The organism is Chryseobacterium gallinarum (assembly GCF_001021975.1).
Taxonomy (GTDB): Bacteria; Bacteroidota; Bacteroidia; order Flavobacteriales; family Weeksellaceae; genus Chryseobacterium; species Chryseobacterium gallinarum.
This window is the reverse complement of the sequence record NZ_CP009928.1, coordinates 2,215,150-2,229,727: the sequence shown is the minus strand read 5'-3', so window position 1 is coordinate 2,229,727 and position 14,578 is coordinate 2,215,150. Positions and strand designations below refer to the sequence as shown.

Below are 14,578 nucleotides of genomic sequence, written 5' to 3'. Positions count from 1 at the left end.
TTATTTGTCTCCATAACTAACAAAAACCTTCATGATTTAAAACGGTTTAAAATCATGAAGGCTGGTAGAAAAAATATTTTTTATTTTATTTAAAGGCATCTTTTATTACTTTTCCTTTTCCATATTGTAAAGGGAATCTCAGAAGCTCGGCAATAGTACTGGTAATATCAATCTGCTCGTAATTTCCGGTAGTAATGATGGTATTCTTTTTAAAATCCGGCCCTATTGCAAAAAATTCGATGTGCCTGCATCCTTCACAGCTATCTCCGTGACTTTTAAACCCGCCTTTAGCATCAAGATGTCTTCCATGATCGTTAGAAACAATCAAAGTCGTTTTGTCTTTATAGGCAGGAAGTGATTGAATATAATCCCAGATTTCTTTTATTGAAGCATCAGTGGTTTTTATAGCCTTAATATATTCATTCCAATTATTAGCGTGTCCGTAGGAATCTACATCTTTAAGATTGATTACGATAATATTCGGGCTATATTCTTTCATTACTTTTTTTGTATTGGTCATGGTAATAACATCATCACGATAGTCTGATCCGTTTCCACTCACCCCGCAATCAGTACTAGGCTGGAATTTGCCTTTCCAGTCTGCAAGTTTACAGTCATTCAAAACCTCCAGCTTATCTTTTGATGCAATTACCCAGGCTTTGGTTTTATCCGCACCGGTAAACTTCAGCCATTGCTGCATTACAGATGGGAACCCTGGCAATTCAGTTCCATCATTTTTGATATTTTCATATACTCCCGAACACATAGCACTATGCCCCGGGTTGGTATTCGTGGTTCCGTTATTTTTAAAATTGCTGATAAATACCCCCTGGTTTAAAAGAGCAACCCTGTTGGGAATATTCTCCTTACCCTGCGCTTCCCAGGTTTCTGAAATACGGGGTCCGTCAACAACTAAAAGAACAACATTTTTTGTTTGATACTTTTCTTCAATTCTGATTGTTTCGTCTTTATCATTGCTGCATGAGAAAACAGCAACTGACAGGATTAAATACATGAAGATTTTTTTCATAGCTTTTTATATTTGTGGATTTTGAGTGCAAAGCTAGGAAAACAGGATCCGAGTTTTTGTTAACAGATTATTATCTATTTCTTAAAAATTCAACAACAAGGGAAATTTCACACCTTATATATAAAGCCTCCCACTTATTCCAACAGGGTAACCTTTACATTTTTGTCCCACCGGAAAGATTTTATATTTTGTTTCAGCGAATCATGAATTCGGGGATCAATAGAATAAATAAACAAATGTTTTTCCCCAAGGACCAGATTTCTTCCACTTATTTCCAGACGCGCCACTTTTCTCCAGTTTTCAGGAGTCTGCCAATCCAGCCATTCTTCATAAGCTATAGCCAGTTTATAGTTCTCCTTTTCAGAATATTGGGACAAAAAGCCATAAAAATCTTCATCAAGCTTTTTAGTATTAGCTCTGAAATGTACAATTTCGTTAGACCCCAACCCCATAAAATCCAGTAAATGAATATCGGTAAAATAGCTGATCGCCCCTATATCATTGGCAACCACCTTAGAATTATTATAATATTTCTTTAAAAATCTTGCAGACTGTATCTGTTGTTGATACACATTGGCACTACCGTTGGCAATGATAAGATGGGCATATCCGGATTTATAGATAAGCAATATGAAATTGGCAACAACAAAAAGACCAATTACTTTCTCTGCTTTCAATGCAGCCAGAGGATGTACTAAAAAAAGCTTCAGTTTCGGAATTAAAATCATAGAAAAAGCAACTAAAAGGTAGGCCTCATACCTGAAAATACCCGTTAGACGGCCCGATATACTATGCATTAATAAAACCAGGCACCAGGCTATAATAAGAAAATGATGTAAAATAATTTTTTGCAGACCGGTTCCCTTTTTATAATCTTTAGCCACTAAAGCTATACTGATCAGTAACGGGAAGAGGCCTATTTTATAAAAACTAAGGTTAATAAGGATTCTTTCAACAAAAATTTCTATGATCTGTTTACCCATATTTTCTGATAAATCCAACAGAGGGCCTTTTAAGACAACTGAATTGGGAAGAAAATACCCCGTTTTGCCATAATTAAAATAGCCAAAGACAAAAACAGGTGCAAAACCTAAAATAAGGACAAGCAATGCATTTCTAACATTCTTGGTAATAAAAAAAACAAAAGCAAGAGCCACGAAATAAAACATACTTTCAAAACGTATCAACCCCAATAGTGCAATGGTTGTATAAAAACCATAAGAAAAACGGTTGTTTTTAAAATGGCTTTCCGACCATTGCTGAAAGTAATATATATTGATTGCAACCATCAGTGCATGTAAGATATGCTCCATCCCGGTCATAACCTGTACATGCAATACCGCCAGAAAAAGAGTAAACAGACTAGCAACAATAACAATTGGTTTCTGACCAAAAAAATGGATGTAATACTTATTGAGCAAAAAAATAAGAAAACCGGCTGTAATTAAATTAAAAATCAGCGGTATCAAAATCTGGTTCCCGAAAACAGCAATTAAAACACTAAGAATAAAAGTAAAAACAGGAGATGAGGAAGATGATGAAAATGCATATCTGGTAATTCCCCACACTCCATAAGTGGAAAAATTCTTGGCAATTGACATATGAATATAAGCATCGTCTAAAAGATAAGTAAAATAATTATCGGTAGAAGAAAGCATGATCAGGATATAGATCAGGCAAACTCCAAAAAAAACAGCTGCTGTTATCAGAAAGGTTTTCATCATCTGCAATATTAATACTTCCAAACTATTTTAAAAAATTTTCTTATAGTTATCATCTATTAATAATCAACCGTATTCGGCATAATATTTTCTAAATTTGTTACAGGCAAATGATTGACTTAAATAAAATCACCATTTTTTTAACTTTTGTACCCTGCTACAGACAGAAAACGGTGATCACATTGACCTAAAAATAAATATATACATATGAAAAACGCTAGTATTATCGGCCTTAAAGAAGCCGACTGTAAGAAAATCGCAGAAAAACTGAATGTACTGTTAGCTAATTATTCCGTATTTTATCAGAACACAAGAGGCTCTCACTGGAATATTAAAGGAGATCAGTTTTTCACGCTTCATCCAAAGTTCGAAGAGCTTTATAACAGCTTAGTTTTAAAGATCGATGAAATTGCTGAAAGAATTCTTACACTTGGGGCAACTCCGGCACATAATTATTCAGATTATTTACAAGTAGCTACCATCAAGGAAAGCAAAGAAGTAACTGACGGAAATAAAAGTGTTGAACAAATTCTAAGCTCATTTAAAGTAGTGATTGATCTTCAGAGGGAACTTTTAGATATTACGGATGAAGCCGGGGATGAAGGGACCAACTCTCAGATGAGCGACTACATCACTGAACAGGAAAAAGAAGTTTGGATGTACAACTCGTATTTAGGAAAGTAAATCGATACATCATCGGAATATTTCAAAAAAATCGCCTTACATTTAGGCGATTTTATTTTTATTTTTTTATATTTGCGTTAAAATTACACATATTATGAATGACGTGAGACTGAATTCTATTCTAGATAATGACTTTTATAAAATAACCATGCAAAATGCAGTGGTGAAACTCTTTCCTAATTCTATTGTAAAATATGAATTTATCAACAGAGGGAAACATCACTTTCCGGAAGGTTTTGATGTAGCTTTGAAGGAAGCAGTCAATAAAATGGCAGAGCTTAAATTAACCAAGGATGAGAAAAAGTTCATGGCGAGAACCTGCCCTTATATCGACCTTCCTTATCTGGATTTTCTTGAAGGCTACCATTATGATCCGTCTGAAGTAAAGATTCATCAGGAAGGAGGCGATCTTTCTGTAGTGGTAGAGGGGCTTTGGTACAGGACTATTCTTTGGGAAGTTCCTTTATTGGCGCTGATCAGCGAGCTTCATTACGAAATGAATCATATGGAGAGAGATTCCAACGGGGTAGTTATGAGCAAAACCATAGAAAAGGCTGATTCATTGGGAAGGCTTGGGGTGACCTTTGCAGAATTCGGAACCCGGAGAAGACATTCTTACAAAGTTCAAAACCTGGTGATGGAAGCCTTAACCCAGAAAAAAGATTCTACTTTTATAGGAAGCTCCAATGTGCATTTTGCCATGAAATACGGGGTAAAACCTATAGGGACCCATGCTCATGAGTGGTTTATGTTCCATGCAGCGGAGTATGGTTTCAAAATGGCCAATGAACTGGCACTGGAACATTGGGTGGATGTCTACAGGGGGGATCTGGGAGTGGCTCTTTCCGATACGTACACGACGGATGTTTTCTTCCAGCAGTTTGACAAAAAGTTTGCTAAACTGTTTGACGGTGTCCGTCATGACAGTGGGGATGCTTTGGAATTTGCCGATAAAACCATTGCTCACTATCAGAAAAACGGCATTAATCCAATGTTTAAATACATTATTTTCTCAGATGCGCTGAATCTGGAAAAAGTAGAGGAAATCACCAATTATTGCCGTGGAAAGATAGGAATCTCTTTTGGAATAGGAACCAACCTTACCAATGATGTAGGACTAAAACCCATGAATATTGTAATGAAATTGATTGGAGTACAGGCTCCCAATAAAGAATGGATTCCTACGGTAAAACTTTCTGACGAACATGGAAAATATACGGGAGATCCTAAAATGATCGAACTGGCTAAAGAGTTCTTAAGAATAAAAGCTTAGAATCCGGTTACAGATCCTATAATAAAAGTTATTGTTATGAAAGTAAAATTTTATGTAATCCTCAGTATTCTGACGTTCAGTTTATCTTCTGCTCAGAAAAAGGCCAATGAAAAGTCAAAATTCAACCAGGAACTGGCCACTTCGCTTGGAGCCGACAGATACGGGATGAAAGGTTATACTATTGTAATGCTTACAACCGGTGCAACACAGATTGCAGATGAAACCAAAATGGCGGAACTGATGAAAGGTCATATGACTAATATCGGGAAATTGGCTGATGAAGGAAAAGTGATTGTAGCAGGTCCTTTTTTAGAAAAGAATAAAGAAAACTACCGTGGTATGTTTATCTTCAATACTCAATCAAAAGAAGAGGCGGAACAATGGGTAAAGACAGATCCCGCGGTTCAGGCCGGCATTTTCAGTTATGAGATTTTTCCCTGGTACGGCTCTGCCGCACTTCCATTATATCTTAAACACCATAAAGAGATAACAAAAGAAAATCTGTAATGTTTTATTTAAAATCATAAAAAATTAAAAATCAACCCATTAACCTATAATGAGTTGATTTTTTTTATTATTTTAGCTTACGTAAACAATTCATTAACCCATTTACCCACTAATTATTACCAACATAAAAAATTAATTCCATGAAAAAAATGAACGTAACAAAACTTTCAAGAAAAGAATTGAAAAATGTTTCCGGAGGAACTTTGTATCCTGCTTTAGAATGCTACTCCAACAGAGATTGCAGCCGCTATGGTGAAGCTATGGTTCAATGTCCTAACGGCACAACTTCCATGACCGGTTATTCCTGTATGGGAGGAAAATGTATGCTTGAAACCGGATTCTGCGGCCCAAATGTACCTATTGGTCCTATCGGCCCCATTGGTCCCATTGATCCCGGACTTTTAGTACCCATAGAATAATCTTGAACATTTAAAATACAGTGAGTCATATGGCTCACTTTTATATTATTTTTAACCTCCCGCTGTATAATTTAACAGAAAAATATATAGACTGATTAATCTTATGAAAATCTTCCTACTAAATATTATCTTTATTCCTTTCTTCCTGAATGCCCAAACAGCAAACAGATTTTTTTATGAGCTGATTTTTAAGCCTCAAAAGAATTCAGAAGCAACAGAAAAAGCATATACGATATTGGATATTACCGATAAAGGATCAATATATCAGGATTATACTTATTATTCACAGGATTCTTTAATCTCAGCGAAGATTGAAGCCCGGCAAAAAAACGGGGTGTATTATGATCTTTCAGCCTCACTGAAAAAACCTTCTATACCGTATAAGATCATTAAAGAATATCCTTCTATGAAGCAGAAGTACCAGGAATACCTCCTGGAGGCCAATTTCTCTTATCCTTTATCTACCACTTTGCAATGGAAGATTCTTCCGGAAAAAGAAAAAATCGGGGAATATGATACACAAAAAGCAGAAGTCGACTTCGGAGGAAGAAAATGGACCGCATGGTTTTCAAAAGACATTCCTTTTCAGGACGGGCCTTATAAATTTTACGGATTGCCAGGATTGATCGTTAGAATCAGTGATAGTTCTCAGAATTATTCCTGGACATTGAAAGGAAATAAAAAAATTGAAAATTACAGCGAAATTTCTTTGGCTGAAAAACAGCTTCCCAATAGTGAAAAGCTCATAGAAATCACCCCGGAAAAGTTCTTAAAAGTACAAACAGCCTATAAAAAAGATCCGTTAAGCAGCCTACGCGGCATGTTTCCGGAAGATATGATGAATAAGCCCTACAATGATGGAAAAACATTGAGTGAGTTTCTGAAGGAACAGGAAAAAGCCATCAGAAAAATGTATGATAATAATAATCCAATAGAATCCGTCCCTGAAAAATAAATATAGTGAGCCATTACAGCTCTTTTTGAATTCTGGTACAACAAAAAGGCCGGGACCTTCCTCAAAATCCCGGCCTAAAGAATGAACAAAATGATGAGAAACTATATTGCTTCCCTATGTTTTTTACGATAGGCAAAATAGAACACAGCAGGCAGTATGGTAAAGGACAACAGCATACAGATAATCAGTCCTCCTACAATCATAATGGCTAAAGGCTTTTGAATTTCCGACCCCATTCCGTTGGACATCGCCGCAGGAAAAAGCCCCATAGATCCCATGAGAGCGATCATAACAACAGGTCGGATCCTGCTTTGAACTCCCCTGGATATGGATTCTTTCAGTGACATCCTGTTTTGAAGGTTTTCTTTCATTACTCCTATCAGAACAATACCGTCAATAGTAGCCACTCCAAAAAGGATTATAAAACCGATTCCTGCGGAAATTCCGAAAATAGTACCCGTAAACCAGAGGGATAAAAACCCGCCGATAAAAGCAAAAGCCAGGGTAATGGAAGAAATCAGCGTATCTTTTATATTACCAAAATTAAAATACAGCAGCATTAAAATAAGCGTCAGTGAAATCGGAACCACCATTGCCAGCTGTTTTGCAGCTCTTTCCTTACTCTCAAACTCTCCTGCCCAGGTCATTTTATGATTCTTCGGAAGCTTCACTTCTTTATCCACTTTAGCTTTAGCTTCTTTAATGGTACTGCCCAGGTCACGCCCTTCAATATTAAAGCCTACACCGATATACCTGCTGTTCCCTTCACGGTAAATGAATGAAGGCCCGGTATGATAATCAATTGTAGCAATTTCCTTTAAAGGTACTTTTTTGTTATCCTGGGTCGGAATCAAAATATTTCCCATTTTTTCAGGAGTATCCCGGTATTGTTTTTCAAACCTCAGCATGACATCAAACATTCTTTCCTGTTCATAAAACTTAGTTGCTGCCTGACCACCGATGGTCATTTCGATGACCGCCTGTGCATCGGCTGTAGAGACCCCATATTTTGCCATTTTTGAATCATGGAGCTGAATTCTCAATTCCGGGAGGCCAATATTTTTAAAAACGTTCACATCTGAAATCCCCGGAACGGTTCTGATAGAATTGGCTACCTTATTGGCATAATTTTCAAGCTCGAACAAATCGTTTCCGAATATTTTAATGACCAACGGGGCTTTTACCCCTGCCACGTATTCTTCTACATTATCCTGAATAGGCTGGCTGAATCCAAAATTGATTCCCGGATATTTTTCAAGAGACACTCTCATTTCTTCGAGAAGTTCTTCCTTGGATATCTTTTTCTTCCATTCGCTCTCCGGTTTCAGCTGGATATTGAATTCAATATTAAAGAAACCTGTGGGATCGGTTCCGTCATTAGGCCTTCCGGTCTGCGTCATAATAAACTGTACTTCGTCATATTTCATCAGAAGTTCTTTCATTTCTTTAGTCAGCCGTACTGATTCATCTAGGTTTACACTATTGGGCAGTGTGGCTCTCACATAAATAGCCCCTTCATTCAGCTTCGGTAAAAACTCGGATCCATAATTGGAAAATTTCCATCCGCAAACGGCCAGCAATGCTACAAACCCTATAATAAAGCCTTTTTTATAACGGTCACTGAACTCGTAAATCCTGAAGATATTAACTCTGAAGAACCTCGAGATAAAGTTTTCTTTTTCTTCAATATTTTTTGTCAGTAAAAGCTTACACATTGCCGGAACATACGTTAAACTTAAAATCAAGGATCCTAATAATGCATAGCCTAACGTGAATGCCAGAGGTGAAAACATTTTCCCTTCCACCTTCTGGAAAGAGAAGATAGGCATCAGGGCAACAATGAGTATCAGCAATGCAAAGAATATATAACTTGCCACGCTTCCGGCACTTTTCTTAATAATCCCAAGTTTTGAGATTTTATTGAATCTCCTCAACCCGATTTTTCTTGCCTTATGCTCAAGGGCAACAAATACATGTTCAACGATCACAAGGGTTCCTTCCAGCAGTAAACCAAAATCCAGCGCTCCCATGGAAATGAGGTTTGCAGGGAGTCCCTGTATTCTCAGCATAATGATCGCAAAAAGAAAAGCCAGTGGGATAACTGAAGCCACAATAAAGGTGGTTCTCCAGTTGTACAGGAATATAAATACAATAATGGATACCAGAACCACACCTTCAATCAGGTTTTTGGAAACAGTATGAACGGTGGTATTTACCAGTTCTGTACGATCAACAATCGGTACAATCTGGATATCTCCCGGCAATTCTCCTCCATTCAGCTGTTCTATCCGCTCTTTAAGCCTGGCAATAACATCATTGGGGTTTTCTCCCCGAAGCATGATGACAATTCCTTCAACAACATCATTTTCTTTATTATAGCCTACCTGCCCTAATCTTGGTTTTGCAGAAACTTTTACCTCTGCAACATGCTTTACCAAAATAGGGGTAGATCCTTTCACCTCAATCTGGATATTTTCAATATCTTCCTTCCTTTCCAAAAGACCAATCCCCCGCACTACATACGCCTGATCTCCTTTTGCCACCACATCTCCACCTACATTGATATTACTCTTCGATACCGCTTCATACACATCCAGGGGGGAAAGGTCATAATTGTGTAATTCCGTAGGATTAATTTTTATTTCATATATCTTTTCTTCCCCACCAAAACTTACAACATCTGCAACTCCCGGCACTGCCAGCAATTCCCTCTCAATTACCCAATCCTGTACAGATGTTATTTCTTTAATGGGAAGCTTGCTTTTAATAATATACCGGTAAATTTCACCGGTAGCCCCGGAAGGCGGCTCAATGCTGTATTCGGCTCCATTGGGAAGGCTTACGTTTCCTAGTTTATTGGAAGCATATTGCTGTGCATAAAAATCATTCACATGATCATCAAAAATCACTGTAACCACCGACAATCCGAATAATGAAATAGACCGTACCGAAGTTTTATTCGGGATGGCATTCATTTCTTTAGAAATCGGCAACGTGACGAATTTTTCAATCTCCTCCGCACTTCTTCCCGGCCATTGGGTGATTACCCTTACTCTCGTATTGGTAACGTCAGGAAAGGCTTCAATAGGAGTATGTATGTAGGAATAGATCCCTCCGGCCAGCAAAAGGAAAGTTCCCAGGAGAACAATCAGGGAGTTTTTTAAAGAAAAGGAAACTATATTCTGTACAAATTTTCGCATTACTTCGTAGTGTTATTGAATTGATTTTTCAGGTTTTCATAAATAAGCAGGCCATTGGAAGCAATCACGTTTTCTCCTTCCTTCAGGTTTCCTTCTACATAAATATACTGACTGTTGGATGCGATCTCCGTTACCGGTCTTATTTCCAGCTCACAGTCTTTTTTATACACTACTACATAGCTTTGATTGTTATCAAAAATCAAAGCTTTTGCAGGAATGGCCAGGGCATTTTTGTTCTGTGAATTGATTGGTAAAACAACATCTGCCGACATTCCCGGCCTTAGCTTCATCCCATTGTTATCCATAATGATTTTAGCTTTCAACACTCTTTCATTTTCATTAAACACTTGTGAAATTGTATTGATTTTTCCTGAAAAACTTTCATCCGGATACGCCAGTGTTTTCACCACTACCGGCTGATCTACATATACATTCCGCATATTGGTGGCATACACATTCGCCATTACCCAGACTTTATCCAGATTGGAAATTGTAAAGAGCTGATCTCCTCCTGCAGTAACCGGCATTCCTTTAGATACATTCTTTGAGATAACATATCCATCTGCCGGGGCTTTAATCTGAATTGTATTTCCTCCTGCAGAATACAGCTGCATGTTTTTCCGGGTTTTGGAAATATTGGACTGTAATATGGCTACTTCAGACCGGGCTTCCTGCAAATCTTTCTGAGAAGCAATATCATCTTTATACATTGCTTCCACGGAGGCCAGTTTTCTCCTGGCTACAGCCAGCTGTGCCTGTAAAGTCTGGGTATCATCCTGCATTTCATTGACTGCTGTACTTTTTACCGTTGCCAGTACCTGGCCTTTTTTCACATAATCTCCTAAAGAAAAATAAGTATCTGTCACTACCCCATCTACAAGACTTACAAAAGGAACAGTTTTGTCCGAATTACTTTCAACCTCACCGGTAAGGGTAATACTTTCTTCAATGGGCAGCCTTTCCACTCTTACCAGTTTAAGATCTTTTTTAAGCTCTTTACTAATGCAGTAACTTTTATTAACTTCGTCATTTTGCTTCATATCCTTACAGCCTGTGAAAGCCACTAATGCGGACAGGTAAATCACAGCAATATATCGGGTTGTTTTCATTTTCATTTGTATCGGTTGGTGAGGAAATTTCACTAATGGTGATTTCATATCTTATAAATCTTGTCCTACAACATATTGCAGGTTTTCGTAATATTGATTAAGTTCTTTTTTAGTATCCAGGATGATCATTTTATTGCCGATATATGTATCCAAGAAGTCCATATATTCCAGCATACTGATATTTCTGAGTCTGAAATTTTTCTCATGGCTTACCAATAATCCGTCCAGGACAGACTCATATGACTCATCAATTTCTTCAGATACCTTTTGGGTCCGGATATAATTCCTGAAAACGGAAACTATTTCATTTTCAGACTTCAGGACATTTTTGCGGGTTTCATTTTTCATTTTTTCTATTTCCAGTTTCGCTTCCTGAATGTTTCCTTTATTTCTGTCGAAAATGGGAAGATCAACAGACAGCCCCAGCCCTATGAAATCCTTCATAATGTTTCCACCCCGGTCATATCCTATGGAAACAGCAATATCAGGGGTCTTCATTGCATTTTGTATTTCCAGGTTTTTTTCGGCATGTTTCTCTTTATTTTTAGAAATCAGAATATCCGGGCGGTTTTCTTTCGCTTTCTCCAGCCATTGGGTAAGCTCTATTTCCGAAAGCTCTCTTTCTGGCATATGCAAAGAATCAGAAATAATCACATAAGAATGGGACGGAATCATTAGTAAAGCTTTCAGCTCTACCTGCTGATCTTCAATTTCCTGTTTTAATGAAACCAGTTTTTTCCTGAATTCAATTTCCTGCGCTTTTAAACGGACATATTCCGCTTTACTGATATTCCCAAGATTTAATTGATTCTGATAGGACTTTGTTAATTTATCGATGGATGCAATCTGCCCCTGATAGACTTTTTGCTGTTCCTGATTGTAAAGAATTTCGGTAATAGTATTTCTTAAACTCTTTTTCAGCTCTCGCAATACTTCCTGTAATTCATATTTTTCTCCTTCTACCTCTATTTTTTGAAGTTCTATATTTTTCCTTCGTTTACCGGCAGTCTGAATCACCTGTTCTATTTCCGCAGAAATCTGGGTGTTTTTCCCCCAGTTTCCAATAAGGGCTGGCTGTTCTTCAATGTCGTAAGTCCGCCATAGATTAACTTCGCTGACGCTTAATTTAGGGTTAGGCCAATATTTAGCCTGTACGGCACGGGCTTCAGCCTGGGAAATCTCTAGTTTTTGGGCAATAAGATCAAGATTTCTCGCAAGAAACATAGCTTCAGCATCTTTTCTGCCGATCGTCAGAGTGTCAGAAACCTGTGCTGAGAAAAAACTGAAAAAATGGATATACAATAAAATAAAAATAGTCTTCTTCAAAGTCTCATATTTAGGACTACAAAACTATTTTTCCAGTATTAGACCCAATTTCGAATGGGATTAAAATTCAATTAGCCCAACATTAGAGTTTGATTAGAACAATCAAAAAAGGGCAGGTTTAACAGGAATACCACTCATCCTTTTAAGAATATCAAACGGACTTTAGTCCGTTTATCTTTTAATTAAAATTCAATTGGCTTCAGCCAAAACTTAGAAGGTGCAGCAATTTTAAACATCAGAAGGAAACACAAGCAAAACATTTGTGCCAACCCCTATTTCAGAATCAATTTTCATGGCAATATGATGGTGGTCAAAAATACTTTTGGATAATGATAAGCCAATACCACTTCCCTTAACCTGATCTACATTTTTTCCTCTGTAAAAAGTTTCAGAGATTTTAATAAGATCATCTGCAGGAATTCCCCTCCCCTGATCTTTCACTTCAATATTCAGCCTGTCTTCTTTCTCCAGCAAACGGATCGTGACAGGATGATCTTCAGAATATTTAATGGCATTTTCCACAATATTGTATAAAGCCAGGTATAAAAGGGTTTCATTCCCGGGAAATTCCAGTAATGCAGGCTTCGTCACTTCAAGCTGAATTTTAATTGCAGAGCGGTTTTCCTTTGCTCTGGCTTCCAGCTTTTCATAAATCTTCCAGACCAGCTCATCCACTCTTACCTGTTGATGTGAAGATTCAAGCTTGGTCATTCCTGACATCAGAAGAAGATTATTGAGAATATTTTCAATCTCATATACATTATCCAGGGATTCTTTGGCTACTTTTCTATATTCTTCAGGGGTTCGGTCCTTTTGGGCAAATACTTCCAGGTTTCCGGATATAGCTGCCAGCGGGGTTTTAAATTCATGAGATACATAATTAATAAAATTCTGCTGCAGCAATACATTTTCAGAAATTCTCCCTATCAGTTTATTATAAGATTTGATGAGTTCATCAACTTCATCATTCGTATGGGTAGAGGTAATGGCTGTAGAAATATTATTGTAATCTACTTTATTGATACGTGCAACAACGTTGGAGATAGGTTTGTAAACGATCTTTGACAAATATCTGCTTAAAAAATAAATAGCCAGCAAACCAATCACCAATACGGAAAGCATAATAATAGAGAGTCTCAGGATCTGTGAACGGAAGGAATCATTGGGTGACTTTACAAATACAACAAAGTCTCCCTGGTTGTCAGGATAAAAGATTCCATAGTAAAACTGGTTGTCAGACATAAACTGCATTCCTTTGTTATTCCTGACAGCTTGTAAATGAAAAGGCCGGATATTCTTATCATTCAGATTTTGCCCGAATGTAACTTCATTGTTCTGATTATAAACCGCTACTCTGTTATTCTGAATAAGATGATTGTATTCCTTTTTTATCTGGTCATGCCTGTCTTTGGGAAGCTCATCTTTTTCAAGATAATAAATCGCAGAAATAAGAGCCGTATTCCTTAATTTTTCAAAATAAAAAATTTTGGTACTATCGTAATAGGCAAAAAATATCACCCCAAAAGTAATGATAGACACAATACCAAACGACAGGCTCGAAATAAGAGTAAATCTGTTTCTTAAAGTCATATCAGTCTTTGATCAGATATCCTGTTCCCTTCACTGTGTGAATAATTTTCTGTTCATTTTCATCAATTTTATTCCGGATATAAGAAATATATACATCCACCACATTGGTGCTGTTATCAAAATCTATTCCCCATACCGCATGTAAAATCTGGGTCCTGCTTAATACTTTATTTTTATTTTCCATCAGGAAAGCAAAAAGTTTATATTCTGTAGGAGAAAACTCTATATCCTTTCCGTTTTGGGTTACCTTATAAAGGTCTGTATCAATCACAATATTTCCACAGGTCAAAAGCTTACTATCTTTCTGGTAACTTAATTTATTACGCCTTGTCAAGGCCTTAATACGGGAAATAAGTTCTTCAAAATGGAAAGGTTTGGATAAATAATCATCAGCTCCCAGATCAAGCATTTTGATCTTATCATCCGGGCTGTTTAAGGCGCTCAGAACAATAATTGGAGTATAGTTTCCTTTAAACCTTATAATTTGAGTGAGCTGCATACCATCCAATCCCGGAAGCATGATATCCATAAGAATAATGTCAAAATCATAATCGTTGAGAAACTTCCTGGCCTTTTCACCTGAATCTGCCAGCGTCATATTGTAGCCTGCTTCAGAAAGGCCCTTTACCAGGAAATTACTGATTCTTTGATCATCTTCTACCAACAAAATATTCATACTTTCAGAAATTTCCCATAAATATAGGTAATCTTTCGAAAAAGGAACCCGCAGCACAGAAGTTTCCGAAGACATAAAAAATCAAATG

Annotated in this window: 12 protein-coding genes; 5 read left to right on the top strand and 7 right to left on the bottom strand. The window is 37.2% G+C overall.

Going from position 1 to position 14,578, the window contains the following annotated elements; translation table 11 throughout:
• Positions 1-85 precede the first annotated feature (85 nt).
• Together OK18_RS09980 and OK18_RS09975 are read right to left on the bottom strand one after the other, a co-directional pair.
• Positions 86-1,030 carry an alkaline phosphatase family protein gene (locus tag OK18_RS09980; protein WP_053327915.1) on the bottom strand — a complete coding sequence of 315 codons (945 nt, stop codon included), beginning with the start codon at positions 1,028-1,030 and terminating at the stop codon, positions 86-88.
• 134 nt (positions 1,031-1,164) lie between these two features.
• A complete protein-coding gene (locus tag OK18_RS09975) occupies positions 1,165-2,754 on the bottom strand; it encodes a hypothetical protein (protein WP_156173259.1) in 1,590 nt (529 codons plus the stop codon).
• A gap of 204 nt (positions 2,755-2,958) precedes the next feature.
• On the opposite strand from OK18_RS09975, the gene OK18_RS09970 reads away from it, so the two are divergent.
• The 5 genes from OK18_RS09970 (at position 2,959) to OK18_RS09950 (ending at position 6,589) form a co-directional block, all read left to right on the top strand.
• A complete protein-coding gene (locus OK18_RS09970) occupies positions 2,959-3,435 on the top strand; it encodes a Dps family protein (protein WP_050020663.1) in 477 nt (158 codons plus the stop codon).
• A gap of 94 nt (positions 3,436-3,529) precedes the next feature.
• Complete coding sequence (gene pncB / locus OK18_RS09965; RefSeq protein ID WP_050020588.1) at positions 3,530-4,708, top strand: nicotinate phosphoribosyltransferase; 1,179 nt, start codon at positions 3,530-3,532, stop codon at positions 4,706-4,708.
• Positions 4,709-4,744: 36 nt separating this feature from the next.
• Complete coding sequence (locus tag OK18_RS09960) at positions 4,745-5,215, top strand: YciI family protein (RefSeq protein ID WP_050020587.1); 471 nt, start codon at positions 4,745-4,747, stop codon at positions 5,213-5,215.
• 140 nt (positions 5,216-5,355) lie between these two features.
• Entirely contained in the window at positions 5,356-5,634 is a 279-nt protein-coding gene (locus OK18_RS09955) for a hypothetical protein (RefSeq protein ID WP_050020586.1), read from the top strand.
• Between the two features lie 103 nt (positions 5,635-5,737).
• On the top strand, positions 5,738-6,589 hold the full coding sequence (locus OK18_RS09950) for a GLPGLI family protein (RefSeq protein ID WP_053327913.1): 852 nt from the start codon (positions 5,738-5,740) through the stop codon (positions 6,587-6,589).
• A gap of 101 nt (positions 6,590-6,690) precedes the next feature.
• Here OK18_RS09950 and OK18_RS09945 read toward each other — a convergent pair whose 3' ends face one another.
• From OK18_RS09945 to OK18_RS09925, 5 genes are all read right to left on the bottom strand, one after another.
• A complete protein-coding gene (locus OK18_RS09945) occupies positions 6,691-9,789 on the bottom strand; it encodes an efflux RND transporter permease subunit (protein WP_053327912.1) in 3,099 nt (1,032 codons plus the stop codon).
• The gene (locus OK18_RS09940) at positions 9,789-10,946 is read right to left on the bottom strand and encodes an efflux RND transporter periplasmic adaptor subunit (RefSeq protein ID WP_228377718.1); all 1,158 of its coding nucleotides are present in this window, start codon (positions 10,944-10,946) and stop codon (positions 9,789-9,791) included. The genes OK18_RS09945 and OK18_RS09940 overlap by 1 nt, the downstream gene beginning before the upstream one ends.
• Positions 10,947-10,949: 3 nt before the next feature.
• Complete coding sequence (locus tag OK18_RS09935; protein ID WP_053327911.1) at positions 10,950-12,224, bottom strand: TolC family protein; 1,275 nt, start codon at positions 12,222-12,224, stop codon at positions 10,950-10,952.
• A 228-nt stretch (positions 12,225-12,452) separates the two neighbouring features.
• Positions 12,453-13,814 (bottom strand): sensor histidine kinase, encoded by a 1,362-nt coding sequence (locus OK18_RS09930; RefSeq protein WP_053327910.1) that lies wholly within the window; start codon positions 13,812-13,814, stop codon positions 12,453-12,455.
• A gap of 1 nt (position 13,815) precedes the next feature.
• Entirely contained in the window at positions 13,816-14,490 is a 675-nt protein-coding gene (locus OK18_RS09925; protein WP_050020662.1) for a response regulator transcription factor, read from the bottom strand.
• Positions 14,491-14,578: the final 88 nt, after the last annotated feature.

Coding starts and splice junctions, on each gene's coding strand:
- OK18_RS09980 (WP_053327915.1), bottom strand. CDS start 1,030: ATGAAAAAAATCTTCATGTATTTAATCCTGTCAGTTGCTGTTTTCTCA.
- OK18_RS09975 (WP_156173259.1), bottom strand. CDS start 2,754: ATGATGAAAACCTTTCTGATAACAGCAGCTGTTTTTTTTGGAGTTTGC.
- OK18_RS09970 (WP_050020663.1), top strand. CDS start 2,959: ATGAAAAACGCTAGTATTATCGGCCTTAAAGAAGCCGACTGTAAGAAA.
- pncB (WP_050020588.1), top strand. CDS start 3,530: ATGAATGACGTGAGACTGAATTCTATTCTAGATAATGACTTTTATAAA.
- OK18_RS09960 (WP_050020587.1), top strand. CDS start 4,745: ATGAAAGTAAAATTTTATGTAATCCTCAGTATTCTGACGTTCAGTTTA.
- OK18_RS09955 (WP_050020586.1), top strand. CDS start 5,356: ATGAAAAAAATGAACGTAACAAAACTTTCAAGAAAAGAATTGAAAAAT.
- OK18_RS09950 (WP_053327913.1), top strand. CDS start 5,738: ATGAAAATCTTCCTACTAAATATTATCTTTATTCCTTTCTTCCTGAAT.
- OK18_RS09945 (WP_053327912.1), bottom strand. CDS start 9,789: ATGCGAAAATTTGTACAGAATATAGTTTCCTTTTCTTTAAAAAACTCC.
- OK18_RS09940 (WP_228377718.1), bottom strand. CDS start 10,946: ATGAAATCACCATTAGTGAAATTTCCTCACCAACCGATACAAATGAAA.
- OK18_RS09930 (WP_053327910.1), bottom strand. CDS start 13,814: ATGACTTTAAGAAACAGATTTACTCTTATTTCGAGCCTGTCGTTTGGT.
- OK18_RS09925 (WP_050020662.1), bottom strand. CDS start 14,490: ATGAATATTTTGTTGGTAGAAGATGATCAAAGAATCAGTAATTTCCTG.